Here is a 22,589-nt window from a genome sequence, read left to right on the forward strand (position 1 = left end):
CCCGACATGTGAAATAGCAGCTGATGCGATGAATCCGCTGATTTCATCGCATCAGCTGCTGTTTCAAAGCGTGGCGGATAGGTGGCCGATATGGCTGCAGACTGGATTCGGGACTAAATCCCAACTTCTTGGGATACCTGGCGGGGGACGGTGAGGGGACGGTCGGCAATTCGCCGGACGTCCCCTCACTAACTGGAGCAGTCATGAACACAACACTTGCCAACCGGGCCGCGGCACAGCTGCGGCCGTTGCGGATCGCTCGCTCTGCAGCCCTTGCAGCGGCGCTCTTCCTGCTGGCCAACATGGTCCTGGCCATCATGGCCCCCGACCAAATGGGCGATCACGCCACAACGGCCGGCCGCCTGTCCGAGGCGGTGGTGGGTGTCTCGTTTCTGGCCGGCGCTGTGGCATTGGCCGCCCTGCTGCCCCGCCCGGCCTCGGCCCGCTGGTTTTGGCTGATGGGCATCGCCGGCCTGGCAACGTCCGGGTTGACCATGGTTGCTGTCTTCGCCACCGCCCTGGAACCGCCATTCCAGCTGTTCCTTGCCGAGGTCGCCGTCACGGTGCCAGCGCTCGTAGCCATCGGCGTCAGTGGTGTCCGGCGGCGGAACTGGCCGTGGTGGGTAGGTCTGGGCATTGCACTGCTGCTGCCGATCATGTTCGCACTGCCGTTCAACTCGCTCATCATGGCGGGTGTGTGGGTGCTGGCCGCATGGCAGTTCACGGCAGCCCCGGACATGCCGGACGCGCCGGACGTTGCGGACGTTTCAAACTTCAGGCAGTGACCCGGGCAGCACGGGACGGCTAGGATCCAAAGCATGGACGCGCTCGCAGCAGTGCCGCTGCACCGGATCAGGCGGCGCGCCGCATCGGCGGCGGCCCTGACCGTTGTGGCGACCTGCGCCGGGGCTGCCCTTGCCGTGGTCTTTGCGCTCAGCCTGGGACCGGCCTTCGACTTGCGCATGGCCGCGTTCGACGCCGGAGCGCTGGCAGGGCTGGAATCGCTCGGCCTGTCCCCGCAAAGCTATGTGTTCACCGGCCTGGCGCTGCAAACCCTGCTGGCGGCCAGCTATTTTGCCGTGGCCGCCATCCTGCTGGTCCTGGCTCACGGCAACCGGTTCGCTGTGCTGTCGGCCTTGGTCCTGATGGGCGTGGGTGCGGTTGCCATGCAGACCATCTCAGCACTGCCAGCCGTCGATGCCGCGTGGGAATGGCCTGTTCGCATCGCCGAAGCGCTGTCCTTCGCAGTCTTCCTCGTGTGGCTCCTGGCCTTTCCCTCGGGCCGGATCCGACAGCCCGGCGGCCGCTTCCTGGCCGTGGCTGCGGGGATGCTGGCCTTGCTGCAAATTCTCAACTTTGCCGGTGTGGCACCCTTCATCGTTTTGGCGTGGGGCATTGTCGCGGTGTTTGTCGCGGCCGTGCTTTTGGTGCGGCACAGGCGGCAGGCTGGCCGGGCGCCGTCGGGCTTCCCCAGCACCGGAACCCGGGGACTGCGGGCGGTCCTGCTTGCCTTCCTGGCGGCGGTGGCAGCCTTGGTTGCTGCAGCCGTCGGACAGTGGGCCCTGGGCTGGGGGCCGGGGACCGTGGGCGACCTGGTTCTCCAGCTGGTACTGGTGGCGGCGTTCTTCGGCATCCCGGCCGCAGTTGCATCGGCCGTTCTGCGTCAGGGTTTGTGGGATGTTAAGGGTGCGTTGGCCCGGACCATTTCCGCCTCGCTCGCGACGGTCCTGGCGGTGGGAGCGTACCTGCTGCTGGGCGTGACGGGCCACCTGCTTGGTGCCGATAAAACCGTGGCCTCGGTCATTGCGGTCATGGTGGTGCTGCTCGGGGTGCATCCGCTGCATCTCATCGCGGGCAGACGGGTGGAACGGGCGTTGTACGGAGAGCGCGGGACTTCCGGGGCCGTCCTCGCACAACTCAACCGCCAGCTGGCCGCGGCCGGGGACATTGCCGGACTGCTCGACGGTGCGGCCGGCGGGGCGCGGCTGCTGCTGAACATTCCGTTTGTGCGGCTCGTGGTGGACCGCGACTTCGCAGACCCTGAGGTGCGGGAATCCGGTGACCCCATCCCCGACTGGCCCGTCGCCACCTTGGACCTCAACCACCAGGGCATTCACATCGGCACCCTTGAACTGGCTCTCCGGGACGCCGATCAGCGGCCGGAAAACGCCTTCACCGCCGCGGACCTGGCAGCAGTGCGCCCCCTTGCCGACCAGCTTGCCGGGCTGCTGCATGCCGTGGAACTTGAGGCGGCTCTGCGCACGGCCCACCAGGATCTGGTGGCGGTGCGAGAAGAAGAACGGCAGCGGCTGCGCGACAACCTGCACGATGGGCTGGGGCCTGTCCTTGGTGCGGTCCTGATGAACCTTGCAGCCGCCGGCAATGAATTGGCACAGGACAATACAGCCCGGGCGCAGGCCTTGGTCGCTGAATCACGCGCGGCCGTGAAAGGGTCCGTGGCGCAAATTCGCAGTCTCGTGAACGAGCTGCGGCCGCCGGGGATTGACGATCGCGGCCTAGTGGCAGCTGTGCGCTCGGCCGTTGCACCCCTGCAGGGAGGCTCGCTGGCGATCACGGTTGAGGGCGGCGTCCCGCACGTGGGTGCGGCCGTTGAATCGGCCGCGTACAGGATTGCCGTGGAAGCGGCACACAATGCCGTCCGCCATTCCGGTGCGCGGCAGTGCACGCTCAGTTTCGGCATGCGGGGGACATCCCTGCGACTGGACATAACGGACGACGGTGCGGGGCTCCCGGTCCCCGTGCGCCGGGGTGTGGGGCTGGAATCGATGGCGCGGCAGGCGGAGGAAGCCGCGGGCAGCCTGCTCCTGTCCGTCCCGCCCGGCGGGGGAACAAGGGTGACGGCGGTTTTTCCGCGGGCAACGGCGTCGAACGTTTCAGGGAAGACCTCCGGCGGCGGGGGAGACGACTGTGACTGACGCTGCACGGATCACGGTGGCGCTTGCCGACGACCACGAACTGTTTCGCAAGGGACTGCGGGCGTTGTTGGCGACCCTGCCCGGGATGGAATGTGCCGGGGAGGCCGCCAACGGGGCCGAGACCCTGCGCCTTGCGGTGATGGAGCAACCCGATGTCCTACTGCTGGACATTCGCATGCCGGGCATGGACGGGCTGTCGGCGCTGGCTAAAATCCGGGTGGCGGCTCCGGAGGTTGCCGTGGTCATGCTGACAATGATTGACGACGACGCAACCCTCGCCGATGCGCTCCGGGCAGGGGCGGCGGGGCATCTACTCAAGGATGCGGAACCGCAGGAACTGGAACAGGCTGTCATTGCGGCCGCCAGGGGAGACCTGTTGTTTGGCGGCCCCATGGCGGACGGGGCGCGGCGGATACTGCGCGGTGGCGGTCCCGGTGGCCGTCCCGGTAGCGGTCCCGGTGGCCGGTGGGCGCCGCCGCTGCCGCAGCTCGGCGACAGGGAGCGTTCGGTGCTGGACCTGGCGGCGTCGGGACGATCGGTGTCGGCCACAGCGTTGGCACTGCAGCTGAGTGAAAAGTCGGTCCGCAACTATTTGGCGCTGATTCCGAGGAAATTGGGTGTGGACAGCCGGGACGCCGCGTTGCTGCTGGCCCGGACGGCGGGTTTGGGCCGCGGCGGAAACCGCGGTGCGGCACCATGATTCGAAACTGCAGATGGGGCGATTTTCCGATTCGAAACTGCAGATAAGGCGACGAAACCACCGAAATTATCGCCTCATCTGCAGTTTCGAATGGGGGCGGCACTGGATTTCGCCTTATCTGCAGTTTCGATGCGTCGCCGGCCATCCGGTGACGGAATCCCTGACCACCCGGGACGCTGGACACTGCCGCCCGGGACGGCCGCCACGTGAGGCTGGAGGAACTTGCATTTCCACCAGCGAACACCGGGAGACCAGCCATGAACGCACAATTCAGCACCGAACAAGCGAGCACCGAACAAGCGAGCATTGAGCAGACGAGCGCCGTACAAGCCGGCACCGGGCTGGCCGGCACCGCACGCGACGCAGCGCGCACATCCCCGAGGCCCCCTGCCAAGGCGCCCATCCGCTTCATGGGCAGGCGAAGCACCGCAGCGGCACTCGTGCTGGGCGCGGCACTGAACGCCTCGGCGTCGTTCATCAACACGGCCTTCCTGCAGGGCGAGCCAACCGTGGCGGGCTATAGCGGCGCCCTGGCGGAGCGCAGCTCTTTCGGCCTGGCGGGGGTGCTGTTGAACATCGTGGGAATCCCGCTCATGCTGGCAGGAATCGTGGGCCTGCTGCAGCTGGCCAGTCCAAAGGCGCCGGTGGTCAGCAGGATCGCGCTCGCCGCCACGACCATCGGCATGATTGCGTTCCTGTGCATGAACGGAGCGCTGGTGGCGCTATACAGTCTCGGCGCGGGCGGGAATGCGGTTGCGGCGGCGCAACAACTCACGGGCACGAGTTCCGGCATGCTGGCCATGTTGCTGCCGTTCCTGCTGGGCAACGCCGTAGGCATGGTCTGCACGGCCATTGCGCTGCTGAAATCAAAAGCCACTGCGGCGTGGATTCCCATCTCGCTGCTCATCTTCTTTGTCGCCGACTTCGTCCTTCCCGCCACACCGTTCCTCGACGCGCACCTAATCTTTGTGGCCTTTGCCGCCGCCGCCGCCTGGTCCGTGCTGCGGACCCACACGCAGCCCTTCTCCGGCCGGTAGTCCCTGAACTATGGTTGCTCCAACAGCCAACGCCGGCCCAGGGAACAGCAGGCGCACAGGGGGAACGGCAATGAGTGCCATCAACTCGCAGGCAGCCCGGTCGGCGCTGGGCACGGCAGTCCACACGGCTGCCGTGCTCAGCGCCGCCGCCGTCCTGCTCGCCGCCGTGCTGACACTGTCAACACCCTCCGGGTTCCGCGCCCTCGAACTGGGGCCCACGCCCGTCATCGGACTGCTGGGCGCCGCCGTCGGCGCCCTGATCGCGGCAAAGCAGCCGCGCAACCTGGTGGCCTGGCTGCTGATCGCCAGCGGCACCACCTCCGCCGCCTATTCATTGGCGACGGCGGCCACCGCGCTTGGTCTATCGGCCGACCCGCAGGCGCCTTGGCTGCCCTGGACCGCGTGGGTTTCCACGGCCGGGTGGGCCCCGGGAGCCATGATGGGACTGGTGCTGCTGCCCCAGTTGTTCCCCTTCGGCACCTTGCTGCCGGGCCGGTTCTGGCGGGTGTGGTGGTGGTCGAGCCTGGGCGTTGCCGCCGCGGTTTTCATCTCCCTGGCGCTGGCTCCCGCATCCCCGCTCTTCCCTGATCTGCCCAACCCCTGGCTGGGACTGCAGAGTTCGGAAAGCAGCCCACTCGCCGCCGTCGAGGCTGCAGCCCTTCCCGTGGGGTGGCTGCTGACAGTGCTGTTCGCGGTCCTCTCCGCGGGATCCCTGGTGAACATCGTGTTGCGTTTCAAGCGCTCCGAGGCGGCCGCGCGCCGGCAGACCTTCCTGGTGTTGGGCGCGTGGCTGCTGTTGCTGGTGGCCAGTGCACTCTCGCCGCCGTGGTTGGGCGCCGTTGCCGCGGCTGTGTACCTGGGCGCCCTTTTGCTCTCGGTGGCCAGGTATCGGCTGTACGAAATCGACCAGCTGGTCTCCCGCAGCGCGGCCGGCATGGTGGTGCTGGCGGTGCTGGGCGCCGCCTATGCCTTGACGGCGTCTGGTGTTGGTGCGCTCCTTCAAAATGCTGGCGGATCCTGGGCAGCCGGCTTCGCCGCAACGGCCGTGGTGGTGCTCCTGCTCGACCCGGTGCGGAGGCTGACGCTGGGCTGGAGCAACAGGATCTTCTCCCGCGGGCGGCCGGACGCCGCCGAATTGGGAAGTGCCATTTCCGCCCTTGCCGCCCACGCCGTCACCCCGCGCGAGGCGCTGGAACAGACTGCGGTCCTGCTCCGGGGGACGCTGCACATGCCGGGGTTGGACATCGCCCTGGGCCCGGAAAGGCCCACGGGACCAGTCACCCCGCTGCCCGTGCGTTGGAACGGCGCGGTGCTCGGCACCGTCGTTGCGGCACCGCGCCGGGGGGGGCATCGCGGGTGCGCCCCACGGACCTTCGGGTGCTTGCCGCGTTGGAGCCCAGCCTCGCCTTGATCCTGCACGACCTCCTGCTCACCCAGGACCTTGAGGTTTCCCGCCGGTCCGTTCTTGGGGCGAGGGAAGAAGAACGACGCCGGATCCGCCGCGACCTGCACGACGGCCTCGGCCCGCTGTTGTCAGGCACGGCGATGACGCTGCAGGCTGCGGGCGCCCCAACGCTGGAGCCTCCCGCCGTCCAAGAACTGTTGGCCCAGGCGCGGGCGGACCTCGCCCAAGCCGTCGCGGACATCCGGGTGGTTGTTGACGGCCTGCGCCCTCCCATTCTTGACGACCTGGGACTGGTGGCGGCCGTGCAGGCGATCCTGCCCGATTCGGCACTCGCCGTCACCGTCACCACGCAGGGCAACTGCAAGACCCTGCCGGCCGCCGTGGAAGTCGCGGCACTGCGCATCGTCGCCGAGGCCCTGGCCAATGCTGCCACGCACGCGAAGGCGAGCGCGGCGCAGGTGGAACTGCGGGTCGGCGATGGCAAGTTGCACCTCAGTGTTGCCGACAACGGCAGGTGGGTGCCGCCGTCGTCCCTCAGGAAAGGTGTGGGGCTCGAATCCATGCGCCAGCGTGCGCAGGAGTTGGGCGGACGGGCCGGCATCGAGGTTGGCGACGGCGCCGAGACGTGCGTGCGGGCGTGGCTGCCGCTGACGGCGGGGGAGGGGCTGTGACCGCGCTGACGGTGGTGATTGTTGATGATCATCCGGTGTTCCGGCGGGGGCTGACCTCGCTGCTGGAAACGGCCGGAATGGTGGTGCTGGCGCAGGCCGTGGATGGTGTGGGTGGCATTGCCGCGGTCAAGGAGCACCGGCCCGACGTGGTGCTCATGGACCTGCACCTGCCCGACATCAACGGCGCCGAGGCCACGCGCCGGCTGGTCCGCGATGTGCCGGGCGTGCAGATTTGCATCCTGACCATGTTCGACGACGACGATTCCGTGTTCGCCTCGATGCGCGCCGGGGCGTTGGGTTACCTGCTCAAGGGCACCGACATTGACGGGATCGAGCGGGCCGTGCGGGCGGTCACGGCGGGCGAGGCGCTGTATTCGGCTGCGGTGGCCCGGCGGATGCAGGCGTTCTTTGCTGCCGCCTCCTCCGGGGGCCTGGCGGTGCAGCCGTTTCCGGAGCTGACGCCGCGGGAACGAGAAGTGCTGGAGCATGTGGCCCGCGGGGAGTCGAACGCGGAGATTGCCGCTGCCCTGGACCTGGCGCAAAAGACGGTGCGCAATGTGGTCTCGGCTGTGCTGGCGAAACTGAGGGTGGTGGATAGGGGCCAGGCCATTGTGCGGGCCCGGGATGCCGGGCTGGGGCGCGGGTAAGGTGCGGGGGTGGTTGTTGCCATCCGCGGTCGGTTCGGACAGGTTGCCTTCACGCGGGGGTGGTTGTTGCCATCCGCGGTCGGTGTGCCGGCGGCGAATGGCAACAACCACCCCCGGGCATGGCAGCCGGCACCTCTGACTCGCCACCGGCCCGCCACCACAACCAATGTGCATTTCTGCGCACTAACTCTGCGCGAATGGTCATTGATGTTCTATCTGGGACGCTGGCATACTCAGGACAGCAACACGTGTGCTGCAGCTCACAAGCTGGGCGCAGGCAGCTAGTCCCAAGTGTCAACGTCGACAGGCGCGCCATTGGCGCGGAGGAGAAAAATGAGTGCAACTGCTGGGCCGTCACAATCGACGAAAGATTCGGGTCTGCGCAAGGTTGTCGCGGCCTCCATGGCGGGGACCGTTGTGGAATGGTACGAGTTCTTCCTCTACGCAACCGCCGTCACCCTGGTGTTTGGCAAGATGTTCTTCCCCAATGCAGGCTCGGAACTCGACGCGATCATGGCAGGCTTTTTGACCTATGCCGTCGGCTTCGTGGCCCGCCCCATCGGCGGCATTGTCTTTGGCCACTTTGGTGACAAGTTCGGCCGCAAGAAGCTCCTGCAGCTGAGCATCATCCTGGTGGGTGTTTCCACATTCCTCATGGGCTGCCTGCCCAGCTTCGGCCAGATCGGCTACTGGGCTCCGGCGCTTCTGGTGGGCCTGCGTTTCATCCAGGGCTTCGCCGTCGGCGGCGAATGGGGCGGCGCGGTGCTGCTGGTGGCCGAGCACAGCCCCAACAAGTCCCGTGGGTTCTGGTCCTCCTGGCCGCAGTCCGCCGTGCCGTTGGGCAACCTGCTCGCCACCGGCGTGCTGCTCACCCTGGCTTCCGTGCTCAGCGACGAGGCGTTCCTGAGCTGGGGCTGGCGTGTCGCCTTCTGGCTCTCCGCCGTGATCGTGCTGGTTGGCTATTACATCCGCACGAAGGTCAGCGACGCCCCCATCTTCCTGGAAGCCCAGGAGCATATCGAGGACAACCCGCAGGTGGGATATGGCGTCTTCGAGGTGCTGCGCCGCTACCCCCGCGGCGTGTTCACGGCCATGGGCCTGCGTTTTGCGGAGAACATCCTGTACTACCTGGTGGTCACGTTCTCCATCACCTACCTGAAGATCATCGTCGACATCGACACCTCCCGCATCCTCATGCTGTTGCTGGTGGCGCACGGCATCCACTTCATCGTTGTCCCGCTGGTCGGCAAGCTCTCCGACAAGATCGGCCGCAAGCCCACCTACATGCTCGGTGCGCTGACGGGGGCCACCTGGGGCTTCTTCGCCTTCCCCATGATGGACACCAAGGACGACCTCATGATCCTGGCCTCGGTCACGATCGGGCTGATCTTCCACGCCCTCATGTACGCCGGCCAGCCCGCCATTATGGCCGAAATGTTCCCCACCCGCATGCGCTACTCCGGCGTTTCCCTTGGCTACCAGGTGACCTCGATTGTGGCCGGCTCCATGGCTCCCTTCATCGCCACCGGCCTCGTGGAGCACTACAACTCCTCCGTCCCCGTGGCACTGTACCTGCTCGGCGCCTGCATGGTGACCGCCGTCGCCGTGCTGTTCCTGAAGGAAACCAAGGGTGTCTCCCTGCAGGACATTGACGACGCCGATGCCGCCGGAACGCTGGCCCTGAGCCGTGCCGCCGCGGCCAAGTCCGCAACAAAGGTGGGCTAGGGAATGGTTGCCGGCTCAGTGGGGAACGGGGCCCGGATTGGGGCTCCCGGCGGGGCGGTGGGCTCGGCTGGCTCCGGGCCGTTGGGTGGTTCGCTGGCCGGGCCGCTGACCGGGCCATTGGCGGGGCGGCGGGCCCTGGTCACCGGGGGAGCGGGCGGCTTGGGGGCTGCCTGCGCCCGGGCACTTGCGGCCCAGGGCGCCCACGTCATCGTGGCCGACCGCGACGGTGCTGGCGCTGCCGCCGTAGCCGCCGAGGTGGGAGGGGAAGCCTGGGAGGTGGACCTGCTGGACACGGCGGCGCTAGAATCGCTGAAGTTGGAGGTGGACATCCTCGTCAACAACGCAGGCATCCAGACCATCAGCCCCATCGAGGACTTTGACCCCGCCGCCTTCCGGCGCATCACCACCATCATGCTCGAGGTGCCGTTCCTGCTGATCCGGGCCGCACTGCCGCACATGTACGCGCAGGGGCATGGACGGATCATCAACATGTCATCGATTCATGGGCTGCGCGCCTCCGCATTTAAGTCGGCGTATGTGGCGGCAAAGCATGGGCTCGAGGGCCTGTCCAAGGTCACCGCCCGCGAGGGCGGCGTCCACGGGGTGACCAGCAACTGCGTCAACCCCGGCTACGTGCGGACCCCGCTTGTGGAGGGGCAGATCGCCGACCAGGCGGCCACCCACGGCATCCCCGAAGAGCAGGTGCTGGCGGAGGTCATGCTGGCCAAGAATGCCATCAAACGGCTCATCGAACCGGAAGAAATCGCCGGGCTCGTCGTCTGGCTCGCCTCCGAGCCGGCCGCGATGGTCACCGGAGCCTCTTATCTCATGGACGGCGGCTGGACCTCGTAGTGCAGGAGCATTCGCAAAAAATGCCCCGGATGTGAAGGAGCGTTTGTCGTGCTTCAAGAAACGCTCCTGCAGCAAAGGGGCATTATGTCCCAACGCTCCTGCAGCAAAGGGGCATTATGTCCCAACGCTCCTGCAGTCGTTGCGATTCGGCGCTACTTAGGACGGGACGAGCTCGGCGCTGCGGAGGCGGGTTTCCTGCAGGAACGCGCCCAGGACCGCCTGCACGGCGGGGGAGCGCAGCGATTCGGGGCGTGCCGCCGCCCAGAACTGGACCATCTGCTCCACCTCGCCCGGCAGGACCTGCACGAACCCGTCCTGCCCGGCCACCATGAACGCCGGCAGCATGCCAATGCCGGCGTTGGCCCGCACCGCCTCGATCTGGGCAAAAACGCTCGTGGACTGGAATTGCGCAGGATCGTTGGTGAGCGAGGGGCGTTGCAGGGCCAGCTCGGACACCTGGAGGGTGGAGTCCACATAGGAAACGAAGCGGTGTCTGGACAGCTCCTCCACGGTCGCCGGCATGCCGTGGGCGGCGGCATACCCGGTGCCCGCATACAGCCGCAGTGAATAGTCGGAGAGCAAAATGGTTTCGGCCCGACCGGCCTCGACGCTGCCGGCCACCACCTCAATGTCCACGCCGGAGCGGTTTTGGCTCAGGCGGCGGGTGGCGCTGAGCAGCTCCACACGCAGCTGGGGGTGCTGCCTTTGCAGCCGGGCCAGTGCCGGTGCGGCAATGAGCGCACCAAAACCGTCCGAGGTACTCACCCGCACCACCCCGGAAACAATGTCCACACCATCCTCGATCCCCGCCGACAGTGCACTCAGACTGCTCTCAATCCGCTCGGCCGCCGCGACGGCGGCCCTGCCCAGCTCCGTCAACTCCCAGCCCTGAGGGGTTCGCTCCAACGTCCGCCCGCCCATTTGTTTGTTGAGGGCCAGAATCCGCCGCGACACGGTGGTGTGCGTGGTCTCCAGAGCGTCGGCCACAGCCGTAAACCGCCCCAGCCGGGCCACCGTGAGCAGGATCAGCAAGTCGTCGGGGCTGGGGAACCTCTTGAAATCCACCATGGAAATACTCCTTATATGCAGGTGCGATAGACGTGCGCGATTCAACTGTGTGCGGCGGGCAGGGTCGCCGTCGGCCCGCAGTACGGCACCACTATGCATAAATGCACATGCGCTCTGCCTTTTTCGGTCTTGTTTGCACTCTATCAGGGTGTGATGCTGGTCATAACGGGTCAATGTCAGGGCCCTGGGACATAATGGAAAACGTAAGCAAGGGAGCTTTCACAATGGCTGTTGTGGCATGGATTGGTTTGGGAAACATGGGCGGACCCATGACGGCGAACATGGTCAAGGCCGGGCACGCCGTCCGCGGCTTCGACCTGAGCGCTGATGCACTGGCCGCAGCCGTGGACAACGGGGTCACAGCGGCCACCTCGATCGCCGACGCTGTCTCGGGTGCCGACGTCGTCTTTACCATGCTCCCCAAGGGCGACCACGTCCGCAGCGTCTATTTCGGTGACGCCGGGGTCCTTGCCAACGCGGCTGCGGAAACCCTCCTGATCGACTCCTCCACCATTGATGTGGAGTCCGCGCGGGCCGTGCACGACGCCGCTGCTGCCGCCGGCTTCCGCTTTGTCGACGCCCCTGTTTCAGGTGGGATGAGCGGCGCGGCTGCCGCCACACTCACCTTCATGATTGGCGGCGAAACTGGTGCTGTGGCCGACGCCTCCGCCTACATCGAACCAATGGCCGCGAACATCATCCCCACCGGCGGAGCCACCACGGGCCAGGCTGCGAAGATTTGCAACAACCTGATGCTGTTCATCAACCTGGCCTCCACCGCCGAAGGTGCCGTGCTCGCCGACCGGCTTGGCCTGGACAAGCAGGTCTTCTGGGACATCGCCTCCGTCTCCTCCGGTGACAGCTGGGCGCTGCGCACCTGGTACCCGGTGGCCGGTGTGGTGCCCACCTCGGCCGCCAACAACGATTTCGCCCCCACCTTCACCGCGGACCTTGCCAACAAGGACATCGGCCTGGCCATCGCCGCCGCCCGCAGCACCGACACCCCGCTGGAGATTGGCGAGCATGTCCAGCAACTGTTCCAGCGCCTCATCGACGAGGGTGAAGGCGGCAAGGACTGCACCAAGATCGTGGCCCTGATGGATGGGTCCCTGAAAACTTCCGCTTCCGCCACTATCGCCTAAGGAATTTGCCATGACTGACGTTCAAACAACTCCAGCCGTCCGGGACTGGCCCATGTGGATTGGTGGCGAGGAAGTGGCCTCGGCCAGCGGTGAATGGCGCAATGTGGAGAACCCCGCCCGCCGCGACACCGTCATTGCCCGCGTCCCGGCCGGCAACGAAGCCGATGTGGACCGTGCGGTTGCCGCGGCCCGAGCCGCCTTCCCGGCCTGGCGCGCCCAGCACTTCAGTGGCCGCTCCAAGGCGCTGTTGGCCATCGCCGACGAGCTCGAGGCCCGCGTCGAGGAATTTGCCAGGCTCACAGCATTGGACACCGGCAACGCGCTGCGCACCCAGGCCCGCCCCGAGGCCACCACCATGATCGCCATGTTCCGCTACTTTGCCGGCGTGGCCGGGGAAGTCAAGGGCACCACCCTCCCGGCGGGCGAAAACCAGCTGCAGTACACGCGCCTCGAACCGCTTGGCGTGGTTGCCGCGATCCTGCCATGGAACTCGCCGCTGATGATCGCCGCGTTCAAGATCCCGGCCGCCCTCGCCGCGGGCAACACCGTCATCATGAAAGCCGCCGACGACGCCCCGCTCACCATTTTGCTACTCGCAGAAGTGTGCAACAATCACCTGCCGGCCGGCGTCGTCAATGCCATGACAGGCCGCGGTTCCATCATCGGCGAGGCCCTGGCCAACCATCCCGGCGTGGACAAGGTCTCCTTCACCGGCTCCACCGAGGTAGGTCGCGGGGTGGCCGCGCAGGCTGGCGCCCGGCTGGCGCACATGTCCCTGGAGCTGGGCGGGAAGAACCCCTCCATCGTGTTCCCGGACGCGGTCGACGACGAACTCATCGACGGCCTGCTCCTTGCCTCGCGCTTCACCCGCCAGGGTCAAAGCTGCACCGCAGGGTCGCGTTTGTTCCTCCATGAGGACATTTACGACGACGTGCTGACGCGGCTCAGTGCCAAGCTCGGCGCGCTGAAGGTGGGGGACCCGCTCGATGAGGCCACAGACATGGGTGCCGTCATCAACCTCAAGCAGCACTCGGCCATCACCGGCTACCTTGATGAGGGGCGCGCCACCTCCGGCATGAAGGCCGTGCTTGGCGGCAGCGCACCCACCGAGGGGGCACTGACCGAGGGCTACTACCACCTGCCCACAGTGTTCAGTGGCGCCCGGAACGAATTCCGGCTGGCTCAAGAGGAGATCTTTGGCCCGGTGCTCGTAGCGATCCCGTGGAAGAACACGGCCGATGTGATCCGCATGGCCAACGACACCAACTACGGTCTGGCAGCCTACGTGTGGAGCCACAACCTGGACGATGCCTTGAACACGGCCCACCAGGTGGACGCCGGCTGGGTGCAGGTCAACCAGGGTGGCGGGCAGGTGGCCGGCCAATCCTATGGCGGCTATAAGCAAAGCGGCATGGGCCGAGAAGTGTCTTTGGAAGGTATGCTGGCCGGATTCACCCAGACCAAGCAGATCAATGTGCGCCTGCGAGGGGTGCCCAATGGTTAAGGGCTCCGGCGGCTCCGGGGCGGGAGCCGCTCCGGCAGGCAGCACCGCAGGTCTGCCCCTGGACGGCATTCGCATCCTGGATCTCAGCCGCGCACTGGCCGGACCCTACGCCACCGCGCTGCTCTCGGACCTGGGGGCGCACATCATCAAGACCGAAAGCATCAAGGGCGGGGACTCCAGCCGGGCCTGGCCACCCTTTGAGAACGAGAACAGCCTGTACTTTGACTCGGCCAACCGGGGCAAGGACTCCATTGCCATCGACTTCTACAGCCAGCCCGGGCGGGAGCTGCTGTGGCAGCTGGCGATGAGTGCCGACGTCGTGGTGGAAAACTTCCGTCCCGGGGTGCTGGCCACCATGGGCCTGGACCCAGAGGTGCTGCGGGCTGCCAAGCCCGAGCTGATTATTGCCTCCGTGAGTGGCTTTGGCGCCACGGGACCGCTGTCGCAGGCGCCCGGGCTGGACCAGGTGGCGCAGGGCATGAGCGGGCTGATGTCCGTGACGGGCCCGGATTCGGACCACATGTACCGGGTGGGCGTGCCCATCGTGGACATGGTCTCCGGCATCAATACGGCGCTGGGTATCGCTGCCGCGCTCGTAGGCAGGGCCCGCACCGGGGACGGGATGGAGGTTTCGACGTCGCTCCTGGAAACCGGGCTGGCGCTCGGCGCGTTCCAGGGCCAAAAGTACCTGAGCACTGGTGAGGTGCCGGTGCCGCTGGGCAACACCCACCCCGCGCTGACGCCCTACGGTGTGTTTGCCACGGCCGACATCCCCGTGATCATCGCGGTGGGCAATGAAAAGCAGTGGCAGCAGCTGTGCTCGCTGCTCGGCGCCCCGGAACTGGTGGAGCGCCCCGAGTACGCCACAGGCAAGTTGCGCCACGGCAACGAGGCGGTGCTGAAGGTGGAGCTGGAGGAACTGCTGGCCCACCGTACCGCCAACGAATGGCTGCCCGTGCTGCGTGCCGCCGCCATCCCGGCCGGGCCCATCTACAACTATGAACAGGCGTTTGCCGACGAGCAGGTCCAGTCGCTGGCCATGGTGGAAACCGTGCGCCGCGCCGACGGTTCCGAACTGCCGCTGATCCGGGGGCCCATCTCCGTCAACCGGCAGGCGCCTCGCATCCGCAAGGCTCCGCCGTCGCTGGGGGAGGACACCCGTGCCGTCCTGGCCGGGCTGTCCCTGACGGAACAGCAGATTGCCGGGCTCGTGGACGCCGGGATTGTGCTGGCTGCGCCGCCGGTTCCTGCTGCGCCGCCGGAGTCCGTGGATGTAGTCTCATGAGTGCGAGCGCTGTTGAGGTTGTTCCGGGCAATGCTCCGATACGTGCTCCGTCTAATGCGGGGGAGAGGGCAGGCATGCTGCGCATTGAACAATCCGGACCGGTGGCCACGCTCATCATGGACAACCCCGCAATGCGCAACGCCATCACCCAGGACATGTGGCAGCAATTTGAAGACCTGCTGGCTCAGCTGGATGCCGACGACTCTGTCAAAGTGGTTGTGGTGCGCGGTGCGGGATCACACTTTTCCGCCGGGGCGGACATCGCCTCCGTGCAAAAAATCCTGCACGATCCGTCCACCGGACAGAGCGACGGCGGCGACATCACCGTGGCCGAGAATGCCCTGGCCCGCTTCCGCAAACCCACCATCGCCGCCATTGACGGCTACTGTGTGGGCGGCGGCTGGCAGATCGCCGGCGCCTGCGACATCCGCTTGGCCTCGGAGCGCGCTGTGTACGGCATCACGCCGGCCAAGATCGGCATCGTGTATCCGCTGTCCGGCATCAAGAAGCTGGTGGAACTGGCCGGCCCCGCGACGGCAAAGTACCTGTTGTTCAGCGGCGACTTTGTTGACGCCCAGGAGGCATTGCGGCTTGGCCTGGCCACGAAGGTCCTTGCCCTGGACGGTTTCTGGGAAGCGGTCCACGCTTATGCGCTGCACCTGTCGGCGCGCTCGCAGTTCTCGGCGCAAGGACACAAGGCGCTGGTGAATGCGATGAGCGGGGGGGCTGGCGACATTGAAGTGGCTGAGCTCAGCGCCTATTGGCAGGCCCAGATGGCCGTCAGTGAGGACGCCGCCATCGGTGTTGGCGCCTTCCTGGCCAAGGGGACGCCAAAGTTCACCTGGCTGCGGCCGCGCAACGACTGACCCCCTCCTGCTCAGGGCGCGACGCCTGACTCCTCCTGCCTCCCGCCGAGATGCGAGATCACGCCCTCTCGCACCTGTTCCTGGGTTTTTAAGCAGGGCGTTATCTCACATCTCGAAAGGAGCGGGAGTTATCTCAGATGCTGTTGCGGGGCCATGACTGCAAGTTGGAGGTGCGATTCCCGCCGTCCCATCTCGCCGCGACCTTCCCCGCCATCTGCATGCGTCCGAACTTACGCGCGAAGCGGGGACGTAGGGGGCGGCGCCGGGAGGCCTGACACTCACCGCCGCGACCTCCGCCAGCCACCCTGCTAAGCAGGAATGTGAGCTAAAGCATGCGTGCATGCAAACTTTGCACTTGTGCAATCTTTGCATGAGCGCATAAACTGTAGTCATGCAAAAATCCATCCCAGTGCCGCTCCGTGAGCGAAATCGCCTGGATACGTGGGCATTGATCCATGACAAGGCGTCCGGAATGGCACTTGAAGAGGGCCTGACAAAAACCACGGTCGAGGCCATCGCCGAGGCTGCCGGCATTTCCAAGCGCACCTTCTTCAACTATTTCGCCACGAAGGAAGACGCCATCATGGGCACCCAGCCGCCCACGCTCTCCGATGAGGCCGTGGCCGCGTTCCGGGAGGACGGCGACGGGGACCTCTTTGGCAGCACCGTCCGCCTCATGGTCGCTGTGATCCGCTCCATGTTCCCGGAGGCCTCGCAACAGGCGCGCCGCAAGGAACTGAAAAGCAAATACCCGGAACTTAACCGCACCGTGTTCCAGCACGTCGCCGCCTCGGAGATCTTGGTCGAATCAATCCTGGTGGACCGCTATGACGACGCTGATCCTGAATTTGCCCGTGCCGGAGTGCCCGGCGGCCGTGACGGGGCCAAGGCCCTCTTGATGCTGGCGGGAACCGCCATGCGCTTCGCATTCAGCCGTGATCCAAGTGCCGTCTCCGCCGGTGAAACTAAAGCTGTGGATGAGTCCATTGAAATTTTTAGAGAGGCAATCAAAGCAACCCTATGAGTACCCAAACCAAAGTTGAAACACCGGTAGATCCCGGTGAAAAACGAAAAATAGTTCTATTGTTCGCCGGTCTCATGGTCACCATGCTGCTGGCCTCCCTGAACCAAACTGTCCTCTCGACCGCGCTACCGACCATGGTGGGTGAGCTGAACGGCGTCGAGCATATGGCGTGGGCCATCACTGCCTTCATTCTGGCTTCCACCATCATGATGCCGGTTTACGGCAAGCTGGGCGACCTGTTGGGCCGCAAGCCCATGCTGCTGTTTGCCATCTCCATCTTCACCATTGGTTCTGTCATCGGTGCGCTGGCTCCGGACATGGGCACGCTCATTGTGGCCCGCGTGGTCCAGGGTCTGGGTGGTGGTGGTCTGATGATTCTCTCCCAGGCGACCATTGCCGACGTCGTTCCCGCTCGTGAGCGTGGCAAATACATGGGTATCATGGGCGGCGTCTTCGCGTTCTCATCGGTTGCTGGTCCGCTGATCGGCGGCGGGCTGACCGAAGGACCCGGCTGGCGCTGGGCGTTCTGGATGAACGTGCCGTTGGCAATACTGGCCATCTTCGCCACCATCTTCCTGCTGCACGTGCCGAAGATTGTGCACGCAACACGCCCCAAGATCGACTACCTGGGCATGATGCTCATTGCCCTCGCAACCACCGCAATTGTTCTGGTCGGCACCTGGGGCGGTTCACAGTATGAGTGGAACTCCCCTGAAATCCTGGGTCTGGCTGCCGCCGCCATCGTCACCAGTGTGCTGTTTGTTTTTGTGGAACTACGTGCCAGCGAGCCGGTCATGCCCATGATGCTCTTTAAGAGCCGCAATTTTAACCTGACCACTATTTCTGGTCTGCTCACGGGTATCGCCATGTTTGGTGTTCTTGGCTACATGCCAACCTACATGCAGATGGCCACAGGCTACTCGGCAGCTCAGGCTGGCCTGCTCATGATCCCCATGATGGGTTGCATGCTGGTCGTCTCGGTTGTTGTCGGCCGTCGCGTCTCAACCACCGGCCGGTACAGGGTTGCCCCGATCGTAGGCTCCATTATTTTGGCTGTGTCATTGGCTCTGATGGCCACGCTCCATGCCGATTCACCCGTCTATCTCATCTGCATCTACATGGGCATCATGGGCATTGGGTTGGGTGCCAGCATGCAAATTATGACACTGGTGGCGCAGAACTCCTTCCCGTTGAAGTTTGTTGGCACGGCCACCGCCGGCCAGAACTACTTCCGCCAGGTGGGTGCCACGCTTGGGTCCGCCGTTGTGGGTGCCATGTTTGCCACCCGCCTGCATGAGCTCGTCACCGAGAAGATCCCCGGCGGCACGGGCGGTGGTGGCGCAGCCTCGTTCACCCCGCATCTGGTCAATAGCCTGCCGGCGCCGATCAAGAAGCTCGTCATCGAGTCCTATAACGAGGCCTTGATCCCGCTGTTCCTCTGGATGGTGCCTCTTGCCGTCATTGCCGCGGTCATCCTGTTCTTCGTCAAGGAGGTTCCGCTGGCCACCAAGATCGAACGCGAAACAATCCCCGTGGGCCTTTCCCCGAACGCTGCATCCATGGCTGAGTTTGAGGTTGATGTGAAGAACGACGCCGATGCCTCCTCCGAGCCGGATGCGCCGGCTTTGGCGCCGCGAACGTAGACAACGCCCCAGTAGTCCCCGTGCCCTCCCGCCGCGCATTTTCTCGGCGCGTGGCCCTCGGCGCGGAGCCCTGCCGGCTTTCCAGTCCTGTGACGCAGCAACTGCACTCGAAAACCGCTCTCCGCGGTTTTGGTGCAGTTGCTGCGTCACAGCTGTTTAATCTTCGGTGAGTTCGCCGCGTTGGGCGCCGCGGCGACCGGCCGCGGCGAATGGCGCCAGGATTCCTGCCCGGTAGACTGGAGGCAGTGAATGAACGCCAACACAATTGAGGTCTCACTTGCCAGAATTCATCGCCCGATTTGCCACTGCCGCCGAGATTGAAACGTGGGACACGCTGGTCACGGCCAACCCCAATGGCGGTAATTTGCTGCAATCCGAAGCGTTTGCTGCGGTCAAGAAGAACTACGGATGGGACCCCCAGTTCCTGGTCTTTGAAGGCCCGGACTACTCCAGCTACAACCTGGTCCTGGAGAAGTCGTTTCCGGTCCTTGGCAAGTTCTGGTACCTCATCAAGGGGCCCGACGTTGCAGATGTGAACGACATTCCCGCCATGCTCACCGCGCTGAAAGCGTTCGTCAAGCGTGCCAGGCTGAACGTTTTCGCCACCAAGATTGAGCCCGACGTTGTTGCCTCCGAGGACGCCCGCGCGGTGCTGTCCGGCGCCGGGCTCGTGAAGGTTCCCGATCTGCAGCCCAACGACCATACGGCACTGCTGGACATTTCACCGGAGCCCAACCAGCTCCTGCGTAATCTGCACTCGCGCGGGCGCAACGCCGTGCGCCGTGCGATCCGCGAAGAAGTTGAGGTGGTGCGGATGGAGCCCACCGAGTCAACCATGCGCACCATGTATGAGCTGATGGTTGGCACGATCGCCGCGAAGGCCACCACCACGGCCCGTGACTTTGAGTACTACCGTCAGTTCTGGACGGAGTTCAGCCGTCGTGGCCAGGGCCGTTTCTACTTCGTCTTTGAGGATGGCGTGGCCTCCGTCGGCGCCTTCGTGATCAATTACGGCGCCAAGGCCACGTACAAGGACGGCGGTTCCCTGCAGAAGCGCAAGCAGTATGGCGATTCGCACCTGGTCCAGTGGGTGGCCATCAACGACATGAAGGAACTCGGGGCGCAGGAATACGATTTCTGTGGGACGCCGCCGTCGGACCAGCTCAAGGATCCCACGCATGCCCACCACGGCCTGGGCCTGTTCAAAACGAGTTTCACGAAGACTGTCACCGATTTTGTAGGTTGCTATGACCTAATTTTGAGCCCGCTGCGGTATAAATTGTGGAGCAGCGCGGGCGAACGGGTATTCAGACAGTTGTACACGCGCCGCACTGGAAAGCAGTTCTACTAGAAGTACGACGGCGTGATGTGACCTACGCGCGCAGCGGCAGCAGATCCTGCCGAGCGGCCAGGGACGAATGCGACAGGGAGCGTGAATGACGACTAACAGTCCCCACGATCGGGATCAAGCAGGCGCAGGCCTGCCGGCACCCAAGGCCGCGCCTGTGCCCCGGGCCGCGCCGAAGCCCGTCCCGAAGGATGCGCCCAAGGCGAGTCCTCGACCCGTTGGTTCCCCACGGGTGGGGATGATTCCTGTCGTGCCGCTTCCCCGGCCCAACAAGGCTGCCCGAAGTGTGCTGCGCAAGCTCGTCCAGGGCGAATCTCCGCCCACGGCGCCGATGAACATTGTTGATCGACTGGCAGGGAGCCCCTACGCCAACTTCACGATTCAGGTGGGCAAGGCCGAAGAGTCGTCACGCAAGACCATCGACTTTGCTTTGCGCCTGGCTGAAACCATGTTCCGGTACGGTGCTGGCGCCCTCGAGGTGGAAACGTCCATCATTGCTGTCACTGCGGCGCTGGGACTGCGCAACATAGAAGTAGACATCACAAACCAGTCGGTCATCATCAATTACGCGCCGCGCGACGCCGTGCCCATCACCTTGTTGCGTGTGGTGCGCTCATGGACCAACAATTACGCGGGCCTGGTTGAAGTGCATGAACTTGTCACCGACATTGCCAGCGGCGGTGTGACCCGGGACGAGGCGTACCGGCGCTTGGATGTCATCGTCAAGAAGCCCAAGCCGTTCCCGCGGTGGCTCGTCTCAATGGCGGAGGCCGTCTTTGCGGCAGCCGTGGTGGGCGTCATCGGCGGCACCTTCGTCGGCACGATCGTGGCGTTCCTGACCATTCTGCTGGCCGGACAGGTGGCACGGGTCCTGGGCAAATGGCGCGTGCCCGACTTCTTTGTCACCTCTATCAGCTCCTTCATCGTCACCATGGTGGCGCTGGTGTGCTTCGTGCTTCACGTTCCATTGAGCCCCTCGGTGGTGGTGGCCGGCGGGATCCTGCTCATGCTGCCCTCGGGCCGGCTGGTCTCCGCCGTCCAGGATGCGATCAACGGCTTCCCGGTCACGGCATCCGGACGCTTTCTATCGGCCTTCCTCACCTTTGGCGCCATCGTTGCAGGCATCGCCGTGGCCCTGGTAACCTCCGCCGTATTTGGGGCCGACAGGCTGGATGTTGCTGACACCATCACCGCATCCCTGCCGCTGTACTGGGTTCTGGTGCTCGTGGCATTGGCCACTGTGGCCATTTGCATTGCCGAACAGACGGCCATCAAGCTCCTACTGCCCACCATGGCGGTAGCGCTGATCGGCTACCTGGTCTACTACTTCGGCATGGAGCTTGGTCTTGGCGGCCGCTTTGCACCCGCGGTTGCCGCCGTGGTCATTGGCATGTTGGCCCGCGTGATCGCACTGCGCCTTGGTGCCCCGCAGCTGGTGGTGGCTGTCCCGTCCATCATCTTCCTGCTGGTGGGTCTGTCCATTTTCCGTGCCATGTTCGTCATGACGCTCACGCCCGAGGACTCGGTGACCGGGGCCGTCGGAATCTTCAACGCGCTTGTAATCATTCTGGCCGTCGCGGCCGGCGTGGTTCTCGGCGACAACATCGCCCGGCCCTTCACCCGCAGCAGCAACGGCCCCCGCGACAAGCGCCGCAACCGTCGCCGCTAACCCGCCTGAGACAAACCCGACGCCGCACCAGATAAAGCCCTGTCCCTGTGGACGCCCCCACAGACTCAATGCGCGAGATGTGAGATGACGCCCTCTCGAGACGGGAATTACACCATTGCGGAGGGCGTCATCTGACATCTCGGCGGAAGGCGGGGACCATCTCGGCGGAGGGTGGGGGCGCGTTGTGTTTGGGGGAGTAGGGCGCTAGAGGATTTTGCCGATGGGGTCCTTCTTTTCGGCCTGGAAGTTGTCTTCTGAGCGGCCGTAGGCCCAGTAGCCGGAGAGCGAGACCTGCGTGCGTTCCAGGCCACGCTGCTTGAAGAGGAGGCCGCGCAGGGCCTTCATATATTCACGTTCTCCATGCACAAAGGCATAGACGGTGCCGTCAGGCCACGGGCAGTTGGCGACTGCGTCGAGCAGGACAGTGCACCGGTCCGGTGTAGTTCCGTTGCGGAACACCCAGGTGAGCTCAACGGCGTCGGGCTTCCCGATGGGCTGGATGTCGGCGGCCGTATCCACCTCAAGGTAGGCGTGGCCGCGCGTATTGGCAGGCAGCGACTCGAGCGCGGCGGCAATGGCAGGAAGAGCCGATTCGTCGCCCGCGAACAGCTGCCAGTCGGCGTCGAGGTTGGGCTTGTAAGCGCCGCCGGGGCCGGAGAAAATGATCCGGTCGCCAGGAACTGCGGCTGCAGCCCACGGGCCGGCAAGTCCGGCAGATCCATGCACCACAAAGTCGATGGCGATCTCCTGGGCGGTAGCGTCCAGCCAGCGCACGGTGTAGGTGCGGGTCATGGGCCAGTGCTCGCGCGGCATGGTCTCGCGCAGCGCAAATACGTCGACGGGCTCCGCATATTCCACGCCGGGATGCAGGAAATGAATCTTCACATACATGTCGGTGGCGTCCTTGGGCACGAATTTCGCCAGGTCGGAACCGCCGGCAATGATGCGCACCATGTGCGGGCTGAGCTTTTCGGTGCGCAGTACGTGCAGCGAGAATTGGCTGCGGGGCTTGACGGCGGGGGCAGTAACGGCTGGTGATTTAGTATCGGCTGAGGTCACAATGAACT

The 22,589-nt window shown here is 65.2% G+C and carries 19 protein-coding genes; 17 read left to right on the plus strand and 2 right to left on the minus strand.

Going from position 1 to position 22,589, the window contains the following annotated elements; genetic code table 11:
• The first annotated feature begins 203 nt into the window (after window positions 1–203).
• The 9 genes from art_RS17315 (at window position 204) to art_RS17355 (ending at window position 9,973) form a co-directional block, all read left to right on the plus strand.
• Complete coding sequence (locus art_RS17315) at window positions 204–785, plus strand: hypothetical protein (RefSeq protein ID WP_038466854.1); 582 nt, start codon at window positions 204–206, stop codon at window positions 783–785.
• Window positions 786–818: 33 nt separating this feature from the next.
• Complete coding sequence (locus art_RS17320) at window positions 819–2,936, plus strand: histidine kinase (protein ID WP_038466857.1); 2,118 nt, start codon at window positions 819–821, stop codon at window positions 2,934–2,936.
• Window positions 2,929–3,636, plus strand: coding sequence for a response regulator transcription factor (locus tag art_RS17325; protein WP_038466860.1), 708 nt, complete (start codon window positions 2,929–2,931; stop codon window positions 3,634–3,636). The genes art_RS17320 and art_RS17325 overlap by 8 nt, the downstream gene beginning before the upstream one ends.
• Window positions 3,637–3,893: 257 nt before the next feature.
• Window positions 3,894–4,673 carry a hypothetical protein gene (locus art_RS17330; RefSeq protein ID WP_038466862.1) on the plus strand — a complete coding sequence of 260 codons (780 nt, stop codon included), beginning with the start codon at window positions 3,894–3,896 and terminating at the stop codon, window positions 4,671–4,673.
• 70 nt (window positions 4,674–4,743) lie between these two features.
• The gene (locus art_RS22375) at window positions 4,744–6,084 is read left to right on the plus strand and encodes a hypothetical protein (protein ID WP_038466865.1); all 1,341 of its coding nucleotides are present in this window, start codon (window positions 4,744–4,746) and stop codon (window positions 6,082–6,084) included.
• The gene (locus tag art_RS22380) at window positions 6,051–6,749 is read left to right on the plus strand and encodes a sensor histidine kinase (protein WP_052136716.1); all 699 of its coding nucleotides are present in this window, start codon (window positions 6,051–6,053) and stop codon (window positions 6,747–6,749) included. Before art_RS22375 ends, art_RS22380 begins: the two co-directional genes overlap by 34 nt.
• Window positions 6,746–7,396 (plus strand): response regulator transcription factor, encoded by a 651-nt coding sequence (locus art_RS17345; protein ID WP_253901401.1) that lies wholly within the window; start codon window positions 6,746–6,748, stop codon window positions 7,394–7,396. The genes art_RS22380 and art_RS17345 overlap by 4 nt, the downstream gene beginning before the upstream one ends.
• A gap of 333 nt (window positions 7,397–7,729) precedes the next feature.
• Window positions 7,730–9,121, plus strand: a complete 1,392-nt coding sequence (locus art_RS17350; RefSeq protein ID WP_038466867.1) for an MFS transporter — start codon at window positions 7,730–7,732, stop codon at window positions 9,119–9,121.
• Between the two features lie 105 nt (window positions 9,122–9,226).
• Window positions 9,227–9,973, plus strand: coding sequence for a 3-hydroxybutyrate dehydrogenase (locus art_RS17355; RefSeq protein ID WP_038470814.1), 747 nt, complete (start codon window positions 9,227–9,229; stop codon window positions 9,971–9,973).
• A gap of 156 nt (window positions 9,974–10,129) precedes the next feature.
• Here the strand turns inward: art_RS17355 and art_RS17360 are convergent, their stop codons facing one another.
• The gene (locus art_RS17360; protein WP_038466870.1) at window positions 10,130–11,041 is read right to left on the minus strand and encodes a LysR family transcriptional regulator; all 912 of its coding nucleotides are present in this window, start codon (window positions 11,039–11,041) and stop codon (window positions 10,130–10,132) included.
• Window positions 11,042–11,265: 224 nt separating this feature from the next.
• Between art_RS17360 and mmsB the strand changes: the two genes are divergently transcribed.
• The 8 genes from mmsB (at window position 11,266) to art_RS17400 (ending at window position 21,522) form a co-directional block, all read left to right on the plus strand.
• Window positions 11,266–12,183, plus strand: coding sequence for a 3-hydroxyisobutyrate dehydrogenase (gene mmsB / locus art_RS17365; RefSeq protein ID WP_038466872.1), 918 nt, complete (start codon window positions 11,266–11,268; stop codon window positions 12,181–12,183).
• A 10-nt stretch (window positions 12,184–12,193) separates the two neighbouring features.
• Complete coding sequence (locus art_RS17370; protein ID WP_038466875.1) at window positions 12,194–13,687, plus strand: aldehyde dehydrogenase family protein; 1,494 nt, start codon at window positions 12,194–12,196, stop codon at window positions 13,685–13,687.
• Window positions 13,680–14,972, plus strand: coding sequence for a CaiB/BaiF CoA-transferase family protein (locus art_RS17375; protein WP_052136717.1), 1,293 nt, complete (start codon window positions 13,680–13,682; stop codon window positions 14,970–14,972). Before art_RS17370 ends, art_RS17375 begins: the two co-directional genes overlap by 8 nt.
• A gap of 74 nt (window positions 14,973–15,046) precedes the next feature.
• On the plus strand, window positions 15,047–15,838 hold the full coding sequence (locus art_RS17380) for an enoyl-CoA hydratase/isomerase family protein (protein WP_038466878.1): 792 nt from the start codon (window positions 15,047–15,049) through the stop codon (window positions 15,836–15,838).
• A gap of 391 nt (window positions 15,839–16,229) precedes the next feature.
• Window positions 16,230–16,862 (plus strand): TetR/AcrR family transcriptional regulator, encoded by a 633-nt coding sequence (locus art_RS17385; protein WP_038466879.1) that lies wholly within the window; start codon window positions 16,230–16,232, stop codon window positions 16,860–16,862.
• Window positions 16,859–18,505, plus strand: coding sequence for an MDR family MFS transporter (locus tag art_RS17390; RefSeq protein WP_038466882.1), 1,647 nt, complete (start codon window positions 16,859–16,861; stop codon window positions 18,503–18,505). Before art_RS17385 ends, art_RS17390 begins: the two co-directional genes overlap by 4 nt.
• 277 nt (window positions 18,506–18,782) lie before the next feature.
• Window positions 18,783–19,856 carry a peptidoglycan bridge formation glycyltransferase FemA/FemB family protein gene (locus tag art_RS17395; RefSeq protein ID WP_038466884.1) on the plus strand — a complete coding sequence of 358 codons (1,074 nt, stop codon included), beginning with the start codon at window positions 18,783–18,785 and terminating at the stop codon, window positions 19,854–19,856.
• A 235-nt stretch (window positions 19,857–20,091) separates the two neighbouring features.
• Entirely contained in the window at window positions 20,092–21,522 is a 1,431-nt protein-coding gene (locus art_RS17400) for a threonine/serine exporter ThrE family protein (RefSeq protein ID WP_082000393.1), read from the plus strand.
• A 204-nt stretch (window positions 21,523–21,726) separates the two neighbouring features.
• On the opposite strand, the gene art_RS17405 is transcribed toward art_RS17400, so the two are convergent.
• Window positions 21,727–22,581, minus strand: a complete 855-nt coding sequence (locus tag art_RS17405) for a siderophore-interacting protein (protein WP_038466886.1) — start codon at window positions 22,579–22,581, stop codon at window positions 21,727–21,729.
• Window positions 22,582–22,589: the final 8 nt, after the last annotated feature.

This window comes from Arthrobacter sp. PAMC 25486 (assembly GCF_000785535.1).
Taxonomy (GTDB): domain Bacteria; phylum Actinomycetota; class Actinomycetes; order Actinomycetales; family Micrococcaceae; genus Specibacter.